Annotated in this window: 1 protein-coding gene (cut by a window edge); it reads right to left on the bottom strand. The window is 73.9% G+C overall.

Going from position 1 to position 20,256, the window contains the following annotated elements; all coding sequences use genetic code 11:
- Positions 1 to 20,208, bottom strand: partial view of a type I polyketide synthase gene (locus tag BMZ82_RS41320; protein ID WP_093780172.1) — the 5' portion only. It extends 16,416 nt beyond the left edge of the window; only the first 20,208 of its 36,624 coding nucleotides appear in the window; the start codon lies at positions 20,206 to 20,208; its stop codon lies off the left edge, out of view.
- Between the last annotated feature and the right edge of the window lie 48 nt (positions 20,209 to 20,256).

The following is a 20,256-nucleotide window of genomic DNA, read 5'->3' as shown; positions in this document are numbered from 1 at the left end:
GCGCAAGGAGGCCCGGACCAGCCCGCTCATGACGGGCGGCAGCGCGCCCACCGAGGCATTGGCACGCAGCGTGGCCGTCTCCAGGTGCACCGCGACCGGCCGCGCCTCGACGCCGGTCCAGGCGGCGTCGAACAGCGCCATGCCCTCGTCCGCCCCCAGCGGCACGAGGCCGCCACCGGCCATACGGCGTACGTCCGCCTCGGTGAGGTCACGCGTCATACCGCTGACCTGCGACCAGGGACCCCAGGCCACGGAGGTCGCGGGCAGACCGCTGGTGCGACGGTACGCGGCCAGCGCGTCCAACGAGGCGTTCGCGGCAGCGTAGTTGGCCTGACCGGAGGCACCGAGAGTGCCGGCGATGGAGGAAAACAGGACGAAGGCCGCCAGGTCTTGGCCGGCCGTGAGTTCGTGGAGGTGGCGAGCCGCGTCGGCCTTCGGGCCCCAGACGGTCGCCAGACGGTCGGGGGTGAGGGCGCCGACGAGACCGTCGTCCAGGACACCGGCGGTGTGGATGACCGCCGTCAGGCGTTCCGTCTCCAACAGGGCCGCCACAGCGTCCCGATCGGCCATGTCGCAGGCCACGATCCGTACGGCAGCGCCCAGTTCGGTCAGCTCGGCGCGCAACTCCGCCGCACCGGGGGCGTCCAGGCCTCGCCGGGAGACCAACAGCAAGTCCCGGGTGCCGTGTTCGGTTACCAAGTGCCGGGCCACGTGTGCGCCCAGACCACCCGTGCCACCGGTCACCAGGACCGTACGGTCCTGGTCCAGGGGTGCCGGGACGGTCAGCACGACCTTGCCGACGTGCTTGGCCTGGCTGATGAAACGGAAGGCTTCACGGGCCTGCCGTACGTCCCATGCCCGCACCGGGAGCAGCTCCACCGCGCCCGTGCCGAACAGCTCCAGCAGCTCGGCCAGCAGCTCCGCGATCCGGTCCGGACCCGCTTCGAACAAGTCGAACGCCCGGTAGGACACGGCCAGTTCGGCCGCGTCACGGACATCGGTCTTGCCCATCTCCAGGAACCGGCCACCCTCGGCCAGCACCGACAGCGAGGCATCGACGAACTCACCCGCGAGAGCGTTCAGTACGACGTCGATACCGCTGAACTTCTCCGCGAAGGACGTGTCACGGGAGGACGCGATGTGATCGTCGTCCAGACCGAGACCCCGCAGTACGTCCCACTTGGCGGGGCTCGCCGTCGCGAACACCTCGGCACCCAAGTGCTGTGCGAGCTGGATCGCCGCCATGCCGACGCCACCGGCACCGGCATGCACCAACACCCGGTCACCGGACTGGACTTGAGCCAGGTCCTGCCACGCGTACCACGCCGTCAGGAAGACGATCGGCACCGCTGCCGCCTCGGCGAACGACCAGCCGTCCGGGACGCGGCCGAGCAGCCGCTCGTCCGTCACCGTGACGTTGCCCATGCCGCCGGGGGCCATACCGAACACCCGGTCGCCGACGGTGAGTCCATCGACCCCCGGTCCGACCTCGAGCACCACACCGGCCGCTTCGCCGCCCAGGGGGCCGGCGGGGCCGGGGTACATGCCCAACGCACTCAGCACGTCACGGAAGTTCACGCCTGCGGCACGTACCGCGACCCGCACCTCACCGGCCGCCAGCTCGGCCGTCGCCTCGGGGAACGGCACCAGGGCGAGCTGGTCCAGGCTTCCTCGTTCGGCACTGTCCAAGCGCCAGGCGGGCAGGTCCGACGGGACCGGGAGGGTGTCGTCAGCGGCGGTCCGGGACAGGCGTGGGACGCTCATGGCGCCCTGCCTGACGGCGGCCTGGTCCTCCTCGGTCCGGGCCGTGAGGCCGCTCAGCGCGCGCCAGGACTCGGCGGTGCCGTCGACGTCGGCCAGCACGAAGCGGCCGGGGTTCTCGGCCTGGGCCGAGCGTATGAGGCCCCAGACCGCCGCCGCGTCCAGGTCGGTCACCGCGTCACCGGGGACTGCGGTGACGGCCCCCTGCGTGACGACCAGAAGCGGGGTGTCGGCCGAGCGGTCGTCGGCCAGCCAGTCCTGAACGGTGGCCAGGGTCGCGGCGACAGCGCCCGCGCCGCCGACCGCGAGCAGGACGGTGCCGTCGAGAGGCACATCGCCGACCCGCTCGTACGCTGCGGCCTCGATGCCCGCCTCGCGGAGGGCGTCCACGACCGGCCGTCCGCCGTGCAGCACTGCCGACCTGCGCGGGACGAAGATCGTCTCCGCCACAGCCGTCGGCATCGGCATCGGCGTCCAGCCCAACCGGAGCAGCCCGTCGTCGGACGACGTCACCGTCTGCGGCCGAAGCTGCGCCGCGGAGACCGGGCGTAGGACGAGGGAGCCGATCGACGCCACCGGCTCGCCGGTGCCGTCGGCCACGTCGATGCGTACCGCGTCCGGACCGGCGGGAGCCAGGCGGGCGCGCAGGGCGCCGGCGCCGGTGGCGTGCAGGGCGACGTCCGACCAGGCGAACGGGAGGCGGCCCTGTCCTGCGGCGGTCTCCTCGGCGCTGACCTGTATGAACGCGCCGAATCCGACCGCGTGCAGCGTGGCGTCCAACAGCGCCGGGTGCACTCCGTACGCTCCCGCGCTGTCCCTGACCTGCTCGGGGAGCGCGACCTCGGCGTACACCTCGTCGCCGAGCCGCCAGGCGGCGTGCAGACCTTGGAAGACCGGGCCGTAGCCGTAGCCCTGCGCGGTGAGGGACGGGTAGTGGTCGGCGACCTCGACCTTCGTCGCGCCGGGGGGCGGCCACTCGATGAGCGGCTGCGGGGTGAGCGCGGCCGGGGCGTCGGGCGGGGCCAGTTCGCCGGTGGCGTGCCGGGTCCAGTCCGCCTCGTGCGGCTCGCCGCGTCCGGGGGCGGCGGGGCGCGAGGACACCGTCACCCGACGGCGTTCGGACTCGTCCGGCGACGACACCCGGACCTGCACCACGATGGTGCCGTCGGCGGGCATGACCAGCGGTTCCTGGAGCGTCAGCTCCTCCAGTCCACCCCAGCCGAGTTCGGCCGCGGCGTGCAGCGCCATCTCCACGTACGCGGTGCCCGGGAGCAGTACCGAGCCCAGGATGGCGTGGTCGGCGAGCCAGGGGTGGCTGCGCAGCGACAGCCGGCCGGTGAGGACCATGCCCTCGTCGTGGGCGAGCCGGACGGCGGCCCCGAGCAGCGGATGCCCGGCCGGCTCCAGACCCAGTCCGGTCGCGTCGCCGGGGGCGGCACCGGTCAGGTCCGGCCAGTAGCGGTGCTCCTGGAAGGGATACGTGGGCAGTTCGACCCGCCGGGCACCCGATCCGGCGTAGTACGCCGACCAGTCCACCCGCACGCCTGCCGCGTGCAGCCCGCCCAGGGCGGCGAGCAGCGTACGGACGTCGGACCGGCCGCCGCGCAGCGTGGCGAGCAGCGCGCTGTCCTCGTCGTCGGGCAGGCAGCGCCCGGCCATGGCGGTGAGCACGGAGTCGGGGCCGAGCTCGATGAACGTACGGACGCCGCCTTGGGCGTGCAGCGTCGCGATCCCGTCGGCGAAGCGGACGGCTTCGCGGACGTGCCGGACCCAGTACTCCGGTGAGCAGAGTTCGTCGGCCGTCGCCATCTCACCGGTCAGGTTCGAGACGAGCGGGATGCGCGGGGCGTCGTACGTCAATCCCTCGGCCACCGACCGGAACTCGGCCAGCATCGGATCCATCAGCGGCGAGTGGAAGGCATGACTGACCTTCAGTTGTTTGACGCGGAGGCCCTGTTCACGCCAGAGCAACTCCAACTCCCCGACGGCTTCCGCATCTCCGGACACCACGACCGACGTCGGACCGTTGACCGCCGCGATCGCAACGCGCTCGTCCAGCTCCGGCAGTACGTCCGCCTCGGACGCCTCCACCGCGAGCATGGCTCCGCCTGACGGCAGCTCGCCCATCAACCGGCCGCGTGCCGCGACCAGCGTGCACGCGTCGTCCAGGGACCAGACACCCGCCACGTACGCGGCGGCGATCTCACCGATCGAGTGACCGGCGACGAAGTCGGGCGTCACACCCCACGACTCCAGCAACCGGAACAACGCCACCTCGACCGCGAACAACGCGGGCTGCGTGAACTCCGTACGGTCGATCAACCCCGACGCGTCCTCGAAGAGGACATCGCGCAGCGGGCGGTCCAGCAGCCCGTCGAACCGGGCGCACACCTCGTCCAGCGCATCCGCGAACACGGGGTAGGTGGCGTACAACTCACGTCCCGCGCCCACCCGTTGGCTGCCCTGGCCCGACATGAGGACGGCAACGAGGCGGCCCGGTCGGGCGGTGGTCGGGGACGGGGTGGGCGGTGTGGTGGTGGTCAGGGCGGTGGTCAGTTCGGCGCGGGTGTCCGCGACGAGTACGGCACGGTGGGGCAGGGCGGCGCGGGTCGTGGCCAGGGAGTAGGCGATGTCCTGGAGGGAGAGGTGGGCGTCGCTGTCCAGCAGGGCTCCGAGGCGGTGTGCCTGGGCGGCCAGGGCGGCCGGGGTCTGGCCGGACAGTACGAACGGCAGGGGCTGGTCGTCTGCGGGGGTGGGCCCGGGGGCCGCCGGGGTGGCGGTGGGGAGTTCGAGGATGGTGTGCGCGTTGGTGCCGCTGATGCCGAACGCCGAGACGGCGGCCCGGCGGGGTGCCTCGTGGCTCGGCCACTCGCGGGACTCGGTCAGCAGTTCCACCGCGCCCGACGCCCAGTCGATGTGCGGGGACGGCTGGTCCACGTGGAGGGTCTGCGGGAGGACGCCGTTGCGCATCGCCATGACCATCTTGATGACGCCCGCCACGCCGGCGGCGGCCTGGGTGTGCCCGAGGTTGGACTTCACCGAGCCGAGCAGGAGCGGCCGACCCGCGGGGTGCGCCTGGCCGTAGGTCGCGAGCAGCGCCTCGGCCTCGATCGGGTCGCCCAGGGCTGTACCCGTGCCGTGCGCCTCCACCGCGTCGACGTCGGCGGCGGTCAGGCCGGCGTCGGCCAACGCCTCGCGGATGACGCGCTGTTGGGACGGGCCGCTCGGGGCGGTCAGGCCGTTGGACGCACCGTCCTGGTTGACGGCGGAGCCCCGGACCACGGCCAGGATCTGGTGGCCGTTGCGCTGCGCGTCGGACAGCCGCTCCACGAGCACCAGGCCGACGCCCTCGCCCCAGCCCGTGCCGTCCGCGCCCGCCGCGAACGCCTTGCAGCGGCCGTCGGCCGCGAGACCTCGCTGGCGGGAGAACTCCACGAACGTCGTGGGCGTCGACATGACGGTCACACCGCCGGCCAGCGCCAGGTCGCACTCCCCCGAGCGCAGCGCCCGCACCGCGAGGTGCAGCGCGACCAGGGACGACGAGCAGGCCGTGTCCACCGTCATCGCCGGGCCTTCCAGCCCGAACGCGTACGCGAGCCGACCCGACACGACACTCGCCGAGTTGCCCGTGCCGAGGTGACCGCCGACCTCTTCCTGCGCGGCGACGAGCAGGTGGCCGTAGTCCTGGCCGTTGGTGCCGACGAACACGCCGGTGCGTGAGCCGCGTACGGCGTCGGGTGCGACGCCCGCGCGCTCGAAGGTCTCCCAGGCCGTCTGGAGCAGGAGCCGCTGCTGCGGGTCCATCGCCAGCGCCTCACGCGGCGAGATGCCGAACAGCCCGGCGTCGAACCGGTCGGCGCCGGTCAGGAAGCCGCCGACGCGGACGTACGAGGTGCCCTGGCGTTCCGGGTCCGGGTCGTAGAGCGCGTCCAGGTCCCAGCCTCGGTCGCCGGGGAAGCCGCTGATCGCGTCCCGGCCGTCGGCGAGCAGCGCCCACAGCTCTTCCGGCGACTCGATGCCACCGGGGAACCGGCAGCCCATGCCGACGATCACCACGGGTTCGTCCGCCACGGCGGGCGTGGGTGTCGTCGTGGCAGGCAGGGCCTTCGGCGCCGATTCGGCCCCGGCCAGCCGCTCCCGCAGCCAGGCCGCCAGTGCGGCGGGCGTCGGGTGGTCGAAGACCAGGCCGGTCGGCAGTCGCAGTCCGGTCACCGCTCCGAGGCGGTTGCGCAGTTCGACGGCCATCAGCGAGTCGAAGCCGAGGTCCTTGAAGGCGCGGTCGGCCGCGATGGCGTCGGCCGAGTCGTGCCCCAGCACCGACGCGACATGCTCGCCGACCAGCCGGCTCAGCGCCCGTTCCTGCTCGGGCCGGCTCAACCCGGCGAGGTGGGCGGTGAGTTCGGTGCCCGGCGCGGGCGCGGCTTCGGCGGAGGCCGTGGCGTCCTGGGCGGGGGCCGCCGAGTTCCGTACGTCCTCCCGTACGTCGGGGAGGTCGCTGATCAGCGGGCTGCGGCGGACGGCCGCGTAGGCCGGGGCGAACCGGGACCAGTCGATGTCGGCGACGACCTGCACGGGGTCGCCGAGGTCGTCGGGGCCGCCGGGGCCGCCCGTCGTCTGGGCGAGCAGGGTGACCGCGAGCCGTGGGTCGAGCGGGTTCATGCCGCCGCGCCGCATCCGGTCCTCGACGCCGCCGACGGCCATTCCGGTGCCGCCCCAGGGGCCCCAGGCGAGGGAGGCGGCGGGCAGGCCGAGGCCGTGCCGGTACTCGGCCAGTGCGTCGAGGTAGGCGTTGGCGGCGGCGTAGTTGCCCTGGCCCGCCGCGCCCAGCGTGCCGGACACCGACGAGAACAGGACGAAGGCCTGGAGGTCGAGGGGCTGCGTCAACTCGTGGAGCAGCCAGGCACTTTCGGCCTTTGCCCGGAGGACGGACCCGACCTGTCCTGCGGACATCCCGTCCAGCACGCCGTCGTCCAGCACACCGGCGGTGTGGATCACCGCGGTCAGCGGAAGCTCCGCCGGGACGGCCGCGATGACCGCCGCCAGCGCCTCCCGGTCGGCCGCGTCACACGCGGCGACCGTCACCCGCACATCCGAGCTCGCCAGTTCCGAGAGTTCCGAGAGTTCAGAGAGTTCCGCTACGAGTTCGGCGGCTCCCGGGGCTTCCGGGCCGCTTCGGCTGAGCAGCACCAGGTGCTGCGCGCCGTTCCGCACCAGCCAGCGGGCCACATGGCCGCCGAGGGCGCCGGTGCCGCCGGTGACCAGGACGGTTCCGGTGGGCTGCCAGGCCGGGGCCAGGTTCAAGGCCGGGGCCTGAGCGGCGGTGCGCTCCAGACGACGTCCGAAGACGCCGGAAGCGCGTACGGCCACCTGGTCCTCGTCGCGCCGGCCCAGTGCCCGTACGAGGCGGGCGGCGGACCGTTCGTCCAGCGACTCCGGCAGGTCGACCAGACCGCCCCAGCGCTCCGGAAGCTCCAGCGCCGCGACCCGGCCCAGACCCCACAGCGCCGCCGCGGCGGGCGCCGACAGCCGGTCGGAACGGCCCACGGAGACCGCGCCTCGGGTCAGCAACCACAGCGGGGCGTCGACGGAGGCGTCGCCCAGGGCCTGGATCAGGGTCAGCGAAGCGGTGACCGACGCGGGGTCGGGGCACTCTCCGGTGGCGTCGAGCGCGAGCAACGAGACCACGCCCGACACCGGTCCGGACGGTGCAGCCATCAGCGCGGCGGCCAGTTCCTGGCGGGTGCTTCCGTCGCTTCCGTCCACTTCGAGGCGGATCGGTTCCGCGCCCGCCTCGGCGAGAGCGGCGGTGACCAGGTCGGCCGTAACGCTGTCGCCTGCGGGGGCGACGACCAGCCAGCCGCCGGACAGTTCGGCCGGGCCCGAGCCGAGGCCGGTGAGCGGCTTCCAGCGCGGGCGGTAACGGCGTTCGTCGGCGGCCGAGCGCGCACGGCGGCGGCTGCGCCATGAGGCGAGCACCGGCAGCGCGGCGGTGACCGCCGCCAGCTCCACGTCCGTACCGGGTGCTGTGGTGTCGAGGTCCAGCGCCGCTGCCAGCGAGTCCAGGTCCGCCCGTTCCACGGCCTCCCAGAGCCGCGCCTCGGCCGCGTCCGACGCCCCGGCCGCCTTGGGCGTACGGGACTGGGTGGGCCAGTACCGCACGTCCTCGAACGCGTACGTCGGCAGATCCACCCGGCGCACTACGGTGCCCGAGAACCGGGCCCGCCAGTCGAGCGCGGCACCCCGCACATGCAGCTCGGCGAGCGCGGTGTTCAGCGTCTCGTCCTCACCGCGCTCCCGGCGCAACACCGGCACGGCCAGGACGCCGTCCAACTCGCCGTCGGCCGCCGCCGCCAGGGTGTTCTGGGCCATCGCGGCGAGTACGGCGTCGGGCCCGACCTCGATGAAGGTACGCACGCCGCCTTGGTCATGCAGCGTCGCGATCCCGTCGGCGAACCGGACGGCTTCACGGACGTGCCGCACCCAGTACTCGGGCGAGCACAGTTCGTCGGCCGTGGCCATCTCGCCGGTCAGGTTGGACACGAGCGGGATGCGCGGAGCCTCGTACGACAGGCTCTCGGCGACGCGACGGAACTCGGCCAGCATCGGGTCCATCAGCGGCGAATGGAAGGCGTGACTGACCGTCAACTGCTTGACCCGCAGGCCCTGTTCGCGCCAGCGCGACTCCAACTCGGCGACGGCTACGACATCGCCCGACACCACGACCGACGACGGACCGTTGACCGCCGCGACCGTGACACGCTCGTCCAGCTCAGGCAGTACGTCCGCCTCGGTGGCCTCGACGGCCAGCATCGCGCCGCCCGTCGGGAGCGCGCCCATCAACCGGCCGCGCGCAGCGACCAGCGTGCACGCGTCGGCCAGGGACCAGACACCGGCCACGTAGGCCGCAGCGACCTCGCCGATGGAGTGACCGGCCAGGTAGTCCGGCCGTACGCCCCATGACGTGAGGAGTCGGAACAGCGCCACCTCGATCGCGAACAGCGCGGGCTGGGTGAACTCCGTCCGGTCGATCCACTCCTCGCCCTCGAAGAGCACTTCACGCAGCGGACGATCCAACAGTCCGTCGAAACGGGCGCACACCTCGTCCAGCGCGTCCGCGAACACGGGGTACGTCTCGTACAACTCGCGTCCAGCTCCCACCCGTTGGCTGCCCTGCCCCGAGAACAGGAACGCGATGCGGCCCAGGAGCCGGGCACTGGCGGGGTCGGTGGTGCGGACTACGCGGTGGGAGGGGTGGCCGTCGGCGAGGGACGCCAACGCGGCGAGCAGGTCGCCGGGTTCGCGCCCGATGACGGCGGCGCGGTGCTCGAAGGTGCGGCGGCTGGTGGTCAGGGAGTAGGCGACGTCGAGGGGCGCGGCGGGGTGGGTGGAGAGGTGTGCGGCCAGGCGGCGGGCCTGGGCGCGCAGGGCGGGTTCGCTACGGGCCGTCAGGATCCACGGGACGACGACGGCCGGGGCGGCCGGAGACGTCGGCAGGGCGGACGCTCCAGAGGTTTCGGGGGCCTCGGGGGCCTCGGGGGCCTGCTCGAGGATGGTGTGCGCGTTGGTGCCGCTCACGCCGAACGACGACACCGCCGCACGGCGCGGCCTGCCGGTCCGCGGCCACTCCCGCGCCTCGGTCAGCAGCTCGACCGCACCGGCCGACCAGTCGACGTGCGGGCTGGGCGCGTCCACGTGCAGGGTCGCGGGCAGCACTCCGTACCGCATCGCCATGACCATCTTGATCACGCCGGCCATACCGGCGGCGGCCTGGGTGTGGCCGATGTTGGACTTCACCGAGCCGAGCAGGAGCGGGTGTTCGTCCTCGCGGCCCTGGCCGTACGTCGCCAGCAGGGCCTGCGCCTCGATCGGGTCGCCCAGCGCCGTACCCGTGCCGTGCGCCTCCACGGCGTCGACGTGGTCGGCCGTCAGCCGGGCGGACTCCAGCGCCTGCCGGATGACCCGCTGCTGCGCCGGACCGTTCGGGGCGGTCAGGCCGTTGGACGCGCCGTCCTGGTTGACCGCCGAGCCACGGACCACGGCGAGCACCGGATGCCCCAGCCGCTCGGCGTCGCTCAGCCGCTCGACCAGGAGCATGCCGACGCCTTCGCCCCAGCCGGTGCCGTCCGCGGCAGCCGCGAACGCCTTGCAGCGGCCGTCCTCGGCCAGACCGCGCTGGCGGCTGAACTCCACGAAGGTGGCAGGGGTCGTCATGACCGTGGCACCGCCGGCGAGCGCCATGGTGCACTCGCCGGTGCGCAGCGCCTGCATGGCGAGGTGGAGGGCGACGAGCGAGGAGGAGCAGGCGGTGTCGACGGTCAGCGTGGGGCCTTCGAGGCCGAAGGTGTAGGCGAGGCGGCCGGAGACGACGGCGGCGGCGTTGCCGGTGCCGAGGTGGCCTTCGGCGGACTCCTGCGCGCCGAGGAGCAGCGCCGGGTAGTCCTGGCCGTTGGTGCCGACGAACACGCCGGTACGGGAGCCGCGCGCCGACTGCGGGTCGATGCCGGCCCGTTCGAAGGCCTCCCACGAGGTTTCCAGCAGGAGCCGCTGCTGCGGGTCCATCGCCAGCGCCTCACGCGGCGAGATCCCGAAGAAGCCCGCGTCGAAGCGGCCCGCTTCCTCGAGGAAGCCGCCCACGCGGACGTACGAGGTGCCCTGGTGCTCGGGGTCGGGGTGGTAGAGCGCGTCCAGGTCCCAGCCGCGATCGTCGGGGAACTCGCCGACCGCGTCCGTGCCCTCGGACAGCAGCCGCCACAGCGCCTCCGGGGAGTCGACGCCACCGGGGAAGCGGCAGCCGATGCCGACGATGGCCACGGGCTCGTCGAGAGCGAGGGCGAGGGCAGTAGTAGTAGTGGGGGCAGGGGCGGTGTCCGGACGGTGGTCGGCGGTGTCGTCGTCCGCGCCGCTCGTCAGCTCGTCGCGCAGCCAGTCGGCCAGCGTGGACGGCGTCGGGTAGTCGAAGGCCAGCGAGGTGGGCAGGGGCAGTCCGGTCTCGCGGACGAGGCGGTTGCGCAGTTCGACGGCTGTGAGCGAGTCGAGGCCCAACTCCCGGAAGGCCCGGTCGGGTTCGACGGTCGTGGCGGAGGCATGGCCCAGGACGGCTGCGACATGCGCGCAGACCAGGTCCAGGACGAGCCGGGTCCGTTCGGTGTCGTCGGCCAGGTCGGCCAGCCGTTCGGCGAGGACGCCGTCCGCAGACGTGGCGGCGGGCTCGTCGGCGACGGCCGCCACGGCTGCGGCTTCCAGGGCGCGGCGGGCCGCCGGGACGCCCAGGAGCAGCGCGCTCGGGCGGGCGGTGGTGAAGGCCGGGGCGAACCGGGCCCAGTCGACCGCCGCGACCGCGAGCACGGGCAGCTCACCGGCGACGGCCCGGCCCAGCGCGGTCACGGCCAGCTCGGGGTCGAGGGCGGGCATGCCGAGTCGGCCGGCCCGGTCGGCGACCGTGCCGGTGGCGGCCATGCCCGCGCCCGCCCACAGGCCCCAGGCCACGGACGTGGCGGGCAGTCCGGCGGCGGACCGGTACTCGGCCAGTGCGTCGAGGTAGGCGTTGGCGGCGGCGTAGTTGCCCTGCCCCGCCGCGCCGAGCGTGCCGGACACCGACGAGAACAGGACGAAGGCCTGGAGGTCCAGGTCGCGGGTCAGCTCGTGCAGGTGCCAGGCCCCGACCGCCTTGGCGGCCATGACGGCGGCCAGCCGCTCGGGGGTCAGGGCCTCCAGCACGCCGTCGTCGAGGATGCCCGCCGTGTGCACCACGGCGGTCAGCGGGCAGTCGGCCGGGACGGCGTCGATGACGACGCTCAGGGCTTCCCGGTCGGCCACGTCACAGGCGACCACGGTCACGGGTACTGGTGCGTCGCCCAGTTCCGCCAGCTCCGCCAGTTCCGCCAGCAGTTCGGCCGCGCCTGGCGTGTCCATGCCCCGGCGGCCCAGCAGCACCAGCCGCTCGGCCCCGTGCTCCGCGAGCCAGCGCACGACCCGCGCACCGACACCGCCCAGACCGCCGGTGACCAGCACCGTTCCGGACGGGTTCCAGTCGGCCCCGGCCCCGGCCTCGGTTCCGTTTCCGGTTCCGGCGGGCGCGGGACTCAGGCGACGTACGAAGACACCGGACGGCCGTATCGCGACCTGGTCCTCGTCGCGGCGACCCAGCGCCCGTACGAGGCGGGCGGCGGAACGTTCGTCCAGCGACTCGGGCAGATCGACCAGCCCACCCCAGCGCTGCGGGTGTTCCAGCGCCGCCACGCGGCCCAGACCCCACACCACGGCCTGCCCCGGCGCGGCCGGCCGGTCGGCACGACCGACCGCCACCGCACCACGCGTCGCACACCACAACGCCGCCTCGACCCCGGCATCGCCAAGGCCCTGCAACAGCGCCAGCAGCGCGCCGGCGCTCTCGGCGTCCGGCGCGTCGCCGGTCGTCCCGAGCCCGGGTACGGCCAGCACCCCGGCGATGTTCTCGGTGCCCGCGTCCGCCAGCGCCGCCGCGACCGCATCGCGGGAGACGCTGCCCCCGGCGGGGAGTACGAGGGGAACGACGGTGGCACCGGCGGCCGTCAGGGCCTCACGGATGCGCTCGGTCTCTGTGTACACGTCGGTGTCGGTGTCGATGTGCAGGCCGGTGTCCGACGGCAGCGCCAGCAGCCAGCGGCCGTGCAGCGTGCCGGACGGCCCGGCGTCGGCCAGCGGCTGCCAGACGCTCTGGTACCGCCAGCCGTCCACGGTCGTCCGCTGGTGCTTGCCCTGCCGCCAGGACGAGAGCACCGGCAGCAGTTCCGCCCATCCCTCGCTCTGTTCGGCACCGGTCAGCTCGGCGAGGTCGCCCCGCTCCACGGCGGCCCAGAATTCGGCGTCCGACGCGTCCGTCGGAGCGGCCGGGGCGGCCGACTGTCCGTACGCGGCGGCATCGGGAATCTGCGGCCAGTAGCGCTCACGCTGGAAGGCGTACGTCGGCAGACAGACGCGCCGCGCACCCGTGCCCGCCAGGAACGCCGGCCAGTCCACCGACAGGCCTCGCACGGCCAGTCCGGCGACGGCTGCCGTGAGGGCCAGCCGATCAGCACGGTCCCGCCGCAGGGCGGGCAGACAGGCGGTGTCCCCGCCCCGGTCGGCCAGGCAGTACTGCGCCATGGCGGTGAGCACGGAGTCCGGCCCCAACTCGACGAAGGTACGGACACCTTGGCCGTGCAGGGTCGCAATCCCGTCGGCGAAACGGACCGCTTCACGGACGTGTCGCACCCAGTACTCCGGTGAGCACAGCTCGTCGGCCGTGGCCATCTCGCCGGTCAGGTTGGAGACGACCGGGATGCGCGGAGTGTCGTACGAGACGCTCTCGGCGACGCGACGGAACTCGGCCAGCATCGGGTCCATCAGCGGCGAGTGGAAGGCGTGACTGACCGTCAACTGCTTGACTCTGAAGTCCTGTTCACGCCACCGCGACTCCAACTCCGCGACCGCTTCCGCATCACCGGACACCACGACCGACGACGGGCCGTTGACCGCCGCGACCGCGACTCGCTCGTCCAGCTCCGGCAGTACGTCCGCCTCGGTCGCCTCGACGGCCAGCATCGCGCCGCCAACCGGCAGCGCACCCATCAACCGGCCGCGCGCCGCCACCAGCGTGCACGCGTCCTCCAGGGACCACACCCCCGCCACGTACGCGGCAGCGATCTCACCGATCGAGTGACCAGCGACGAAGTCCGGCGTGACACCCCACGACTCCAACAGCCGGAACAACGCCACCTCGACCGCGAACAACGCGGGCTGGGTGAACTCCGTACGGTCGATCAACCCGGCCGCATCCTCGAAGAGGACATCCCGCAGGGGACGTTCCAGCAGCCCGTCGAAACGGGCGCACACCTCGTCAAGCGCATCCGCGAACACGGGATACGTGGCGTACAACTCCCGCCCCGCACCCACCCGTTGGCTGCCCTGCCCCGCGAACAGGAAGGCCGTCGGCACGTCTTCGCGAGCCGTGCCGCGCGCAACGGCCGGATGCGCGTGGTCGCCGGACGCGAGGGCGGTGAGGCCCTCCAGGAGGGCGGTGCGGTCGTCGGCGGTGATCGCGGCGCGGTGGGTCAGGGCGGCGCGGCTGGTGGCGAGGGACAGTGCGATGTCGGGGGCGGCCAGGTCGGTGTGGTCGCCGACGAACTCGGCGAGCCGTGCGGCCTGCGCCCGCAGGGCGGCCTCGGTCTGGCCGGACAGCAGCCAGGCCAGTGGACCGTCGGCGCGGTCCCCGCCGCCGTCAGTGGTCTCAGCGGTCTCGGCGGCCGGGGGCTGCTCGATGATGGTGTGCGCGTTGGTGCCGCTGACGCCGAACGACGACACCGCCGCACGGCGTGGCCTGCCCGTCTCCGGCCACGACACACTCTCCGTCAGCAACTCGACCGCACCGGCCGACCAGTCGACGTGCGGACTCGGCGCGTCCACGTGCAGGGTCGCGGGCAGCACTCCGTACCGCATCGCCATGACCATCTTGATGACGCCCGCGACGCCCGAAGCGGCCTGCGTGTGCCCGATGTTGGACTTCACCGAGCCGAGCAGGAGCGGGTGTTCGTCCTCGCGCTCCTGCCCGTACGTCGCCAGCAGCGCCTGTGCCTCGATCGGGTCGCCCAGCGCCGTACCCGTACCGTGCGCCTCCACCACGTCGATGTGGCCGCCGGTCAGCCGGGCGCTCTCCAGCGCCTGCCGGATGACCCGCTGCTGCGCCGGACCGTTCGGGGCCGTCAGGCCGTTGGACGCGCCGTCCTGGTTGACCGCCGAGCCACGGACCACGGCCAGTACCTCGTGGCCGTTGCGCCGGGCATCGCTCAGCCGCTCGACCAGCAGCAGACCGACGCCCTCGCCCCAGCCGGTGCCGTCGGCGGCAGCCGCGAACGCCTTGCAGCGGCCGTCCTCCGCGAGACCCCGCTGACGGCTGAACTCCACGAACGCACCCGGCGTCGACATGATCGTCACGCCGCCGGCCAGCGCCATGTCGCACTCGCCGGACCGCAGCGCCTGCGCCGCCAGGTGCAGGGCCACCAGCGACGACGAGCACGCCGTGTCGACGGTCACCGCCGGACCCTCGAGACCGAACGTGTAAGCGAGTCGTCCCGATACGACGCTGGCGGCGCTGCTCGTGGCGAGGTAACCCTCGCCGCTGGGGCCGCCGTTGTCGGCGGCTGCGGCCAACAGGGCAGCGTAGTCCTGGCCGTTGGAGCCGACGAACACGCCGGTGCGCGAGCCCTGAAGCGACCTCGGGTCCAGGCCGGCGCGTTCGAACGCCTCCCAGGCGGTCTCCAGGAGCAGCCGCTGCTGCGGGTCCATCATGTGGGCTTCGCGGGGGGAGATGCCGAAGAGCGCGGGGTCGAACTGTTCGGCGTCGCGGAGGAAGCCGCCCTGGGTGGTGTAGGTGGTGCCGGGGTGGTCGGGGTCCGGGTGGTACAGCGCGCCGGCGTCCCAGCCGCGTTCGGCGGGGAAGCCGGTGACGGCGTCGACGTCCTCGGCGACCAGTCGCCACAGGTCGTCGGGAGACGCGACGCCGCCGGGATAACGGCAGCTCATGCCGACGATGACGACGGGATCGTCGTCGGTGTCGGCAGCGGCAGCGGTGGCGGTAGCGGGTGTCGTGGCGCTCCGGCCAGTGACAGTGGCAGTGGCGGACTCGGTGTTCCCGTCGGCCAGTTGGGTGCGCAGGAAGGCGGCGAGCGCGGCCGGGGTGGGGTGGTCGAAGGCCACGGTGGTGGGCAGGGTCAGGCCGGTCAGTGTGGTGAGCCGGTTGCGCAGTTCGACGGCGATGAGCGAGTCGAAGCCCATGTCGCGGAAGGCCCGTGTGCTGTCCACGCCGTCGGCGGAGCCGTGGCCGAGGACGGCGGCGACTTCGGCGCGCACCGCGTCCAGGACCGCGCGGGTGCGTTCGGCGTCCGTACGGCAGGCGGCGAGCCGCTGGGTGAGCGCGGTGCCCTCGGCGGGGTGGGCCAGGGGCGTGCTGCCGGTGGTGAGGGCGGCGCGCACCTCAGGCAGGGCCGACAGCAGCGGGCTGGGGCGGACGGCGGTGAAGCCGGGCGCGAAACGGTCCCAGTGGATGTCGGCGACGACCAGGCCGGCGTCGGGGCCGTCGGCGGCGGCCAGCGCGGTGACGGCGCGGGCGGGATCCAGGGCGGTCAGGCCGCGGCGCTGGAGGTGGTCGCGGGCGGCCTGGTCGGCCGCCATGCCCTCTCCTGCCCACGGCCCCCAGGCCAGGGCGGTGGCGGGCAGGCCGTGGGCGCGACGGTGCTGGGCGAGCGCGTCGAGGTAGGCGTTTGCGGCGGCGTAGACGGCCTGGCCCGCGCTGCCCCAGACTCCCGCGATCGACGAGAACAGCACGAACGCGTCGAGGGGTTGGTCGGCGAGGAGTTCGTGGAGGTGGCGAGCGCCGGTGGTCTTGGCGTGGGCGACCTCGGCGGCGTCGGCCAGGGTGGTGTCGGCCAGGGCGCGGATCTCGCCGCTGCCTGCGGTGTGGACGACGGCGGTGAGCGGCGTGTCGGCCGGTACGGCGGCCAGGACGGCGGCGAGCGCGGCCCGGTCGCTGACGTCGCAGGCGGTGACGGTGACGCGCGCGCCGAGCGCGGTGAGTTCGTCGGCGAGTTCGCGCGCGCCGGGCGCGTCGGGGCCTCGGCGGCTGGTCAGTACGAGGTGCTGGGCACCGTTGTGCGCAAGCCAGCGCGCGACGTGACCGCCGAGCGCGCCGGTGCCGCCGGTGACGAGGACCGTGCCGCGCGGCCGCCACCCGGGGGTGCCGGACTGCGGGGCGTGTTCGAGACGGCGGGCAAACAGTCCGGTGGGACGCAGGGCGACCTGGTCCTCGGCGGCATGCTCGTCAGCGCCGGCGGTGGCGAGGAGTGCGCGCAGCCGGGCCGCCGCGCGGTCGTCCAGGGTCTGCGGAAGGTCGACCAACCCGCCCCAGCGGCCCGGCTGTTCGAGCGCGACGACCCGGCCCAGGCCCCACAGCAGTGCCTGGTCGGGGTCTGCGGCGGCATCGGCGCGGCCGACCGAGACGGCACCGCGCGTGAGGCACCACAGGGGTGCGTCCAGGGCGGCGTCGGCCAGGGCCTGGCAGAGCAGCAGGGTCGCGGCGAAACCGGCGGTCAGCTCGGGTACGGCCGGGTGCGGGGCGGTGTCGGCGGCCAGCAGCGAGACAAGGCCGGTCAGCGGCTGCGCGCCGTCTTCGGCGGCGAGGGCGGTGAGACGGGCGGCCAGGGCGGCCCGGTCGTCGTTCGGGTGGACGGTGAAGGTGGTGCAGCTCGCACCGGAGCCGGTCAGGACGGCGGCGATCGACTCGGCGCGGTCATGGTCGTGGTGGTGGGCGTGGTCGCTGGGGACCACGAGCAGCCATCGGCCGGTCAGCGGGCCTACGGCGGTCGTGGCGGTGGCGGGCAGGGTGAACGGTTGCCAGGTGGTGCGGTAACGCCAGCCGCCGAGTGCGGAGTTCTCGCGCTGGCGGTGCCACCACGCGCTGAGGGCGGGCAGCACCGAGCCGAGCGCGTCGGCGGTGTCCGCGCTGTCGGGGCCGAGGTCGAGGGTGTCGGCGAGCGCGGTGTGGTCGGCGCGTTCCACCGCGTCCCAGAACCCGGCCTCGCCGGCGGTGGCGGTGGCGAGGCCCTCGGTGTCGGCGGGGGCGGCGGGGGCCTCGGTGAGCCAGTAGTGCTCGGGCTGGAAGGCGTACGTCGGCAGCGTGATCGTACGGGCGCCGGTGCGGGCGAGGTAGCCGGACCAGCCGGACGGCAGGGCTCCGCGCACGTGGAGTGCGGCGAGGGCGCGGGCCAGCGCGCGGGGTTCGGGCCGGTCGCGCCGCAGGAGCGGCACGGCGGCGCAGTCGGCCCCCATGGTGTCGGCGGTCGCGGCGAAGGTCTCCTGGGCGAGGGCCGTCAGGACGCCGTCCGGGCCGAGCTCCAGGAACGTACGCACACCGCGCGCGCCGAGCGTACGGACACCGTCGGCGAAGCGGACGGCCTCACGGACGTGCCGTACCCAGTACTCGGGCGAGCACAGGTCCGCCGCCGTGGCCAGTTCACCGGTGAGGTTGGAGACGACGGGGATCCGGGGGGCGTCGTAGGCCAGCCTCTCGGCCACGCGCCGGAACTCCGCGAGCATCGGGTCCATGAGCGGGGAGTGGAAAGCATGACTGACCGTCAGCCGCTTTACACGCAAGCCCTTTTCACGCCAGCGCGACTCCAACTCCTCGACGGCTTCCGCCGTACCGGAGACCACGATCGAGGAGGGTCCGTTGACCGCCGCCACGGCGAGGCGCTCGTCCAGTTCGGGACGTACGTCCGCCTCGGTCGCCTCGACGGCCAGCATCGCGCCGCCCGCCGGCAGCGCGGCCATCAGCCGGCCGCGCGCCGCCACCAGCGTGCACGCGTCCTCCAGGGACCACACCCCGGACACGTACGCGGCGGCGATCTCGCCGATCGAGTGACCGGCGAGGTAGTCCGGCCGTATGCCCCAGGACGCGAGCAGGCGGAACAGTGCCACCTCGATCGCGAACAGCGCGGGCTGGGTGAAGTCCGTCCGGTCGATCAACTCCGCATCCGGAGAACCCGGTTCGGCGAACAGCACCTCGCGCAAGGGGCGTTCCAGCAGCCCGTCGAAGCACGCGGCGATCTCGTCGAGGGAGCGGGCGAACTCCGGTTCGGTGGCGTGCAGTTCGCGGCCCATGCCGATGCGCTGGCTGCCCTGGCCGGTGAACAGGAAGGCGAGCTTGCCACGGGTGACGCTGCCGTGGACCACCTCGCCGGTGTCGGACTCGCCCGCCAACCGGGCCAGCCCGGCGAGGAGTTCGGTGCCGTCGGTGCCGAGCACGACGGCCCGGTGCGGCCAGCCGGTGCGGGTGGTGGCCAGGGAGAGCGCCACGTCCCAGGGGTCCGGCGCGGGCGACGCTCCCGTGCGGCGCAACTGCGCCAGCAGACGGGCGGCCTGACCGGGCAGCGCCTCGGCGGTGGCGGCGGACACCGTCCAGGGCGTCGTGTGAGGGCGCTGGATGTTCCCGGGGGTGGGTACAGAGGCACCGGGGACGTCAGAGACTTCGGGGGTCTCGGGGGCGTCGGCCGCCGGGGGCTCCTGCTCGATGATGACGTGAGCGTTGGTGCCGCTGATGCCGAAGGAGGACACACCGGCGCGACGGGGCCGGCCGGTCTCGGGCCAGGCGGTCGGTTCGGTGAGCAGGCTGACCGCGCCGGTCGTCCAGTCGACGTGCGGCGTCGGCTCCGCCACGTGCAGGGTGCGGGGCAGCAGCCCGTGCCGGATGGCCATCACCATCTTGATGACGCCGGCCGCACCGGAGGCCGACTGGGTGTGGCCGATGTTGGACTTCAGGGAGCCGAGCCACAGCGGCTGGTCCTCCGTGCGGTCCTGCCCGTACGCGGCCAGCAGCGCCTGTGCCTCGATCGGGTCGCCCAGGGCGGTGCCCGTGCCGTGCGCCTCGACGGCGTCGACGTGCTGCGGGGTGAGCCCGGCGTTGGTCAGCGCCTGCCGGATGACACGCTGCTGGGAGGGGCCGTTCGGGGCGGTCAGGCCGCTGCTCGCGCCGTCCTGGTTGACGGCGGTGCCGCGCACCACCGCCAGCACCGGGTGACCGAGCCGCCGGGCGTCCGACAGCCGCTCCACCAGGAGCATGCCGACGCCCTCGCCCCACCCGGTGCCGTCCGCGTCGGCAGAGAACGCCTTGCAGCGGCCGTCTGCCGCGAGGCCCCGCTGCCGGTTGAACTCGACGAAGATGCTCGGCGTGCCCATGATCGTCACGCCGCCGGCCAGCGCCATCTCGCACTCGCCGGACCGCAGCGCCTGGACCGCCAGGTGCAGCGCCACCAGCGACGACGAGCAGGCGGTGTCGACCGTGACCGCCGGGCCCTCCAGGCCGAAGGTGTAGGCGAGCCGGCCGGAGACCACGCTCGTGGCGTTGCCGGTCAGCAGGTGTCCCTCGGCCCCCTCGGGCACCCCCCGCAGCGCGCCGTACCCCTGCCCGGCCGCGCCGACGAACACTCCGACCTGCCGACCGCGTACGGCGGCGGGCACGATCCCGGCGCGTTCGAACGCCTCCCACGACGTCTCCAGCAGCAGCCGCTGCTGCGGGTCCATCGCGAGCGCCTCACGCGGCGAGATACCGAAGGCCCCGGGGTCGAACTCCCCGGCGTCGTAGACGAATCCGCCCTTGAGGGTGGGTACGGCGGCCAGCGCGCCGGCCTCGGCCGTGCCGTCGTCCGGCGTGGGCCAGCCACGGTCGGCGGGGAACTCCGCCACCGCGTCCACGCCGTCCGCCACCACCCGCCACAGGTCCTCGGGAGAGCGCACCCCGCCGGGCAGGCGGCAGCCGATGCCGACGATCGCGATGGGCTCGCGGCTCGCCTCCTCGACCTCGCGCAACCTGCGCCGGGCGTCCCGCAGATCTGCGGTGGCCCGCTTCAGGTAGTCGAGGTACTTCTCCTCATTGGCCATTACAGGTCCCTTTGCGCGGCTTGTTCGGGGGTTCGACGATCGGCGGGG

This window comes from Streptomyces sp. yr375, assembly GCF_900110755.1.
GTDB lineage: Bacteria > Actinomycetota > Actinomycetes > Streptomycetales > Streptomycetaceae > Streptomyces.
Note: the sequence above shows the minus strand (reverse complement) of the source record. Positions and strands in the feature narration are given on the sequence as shown.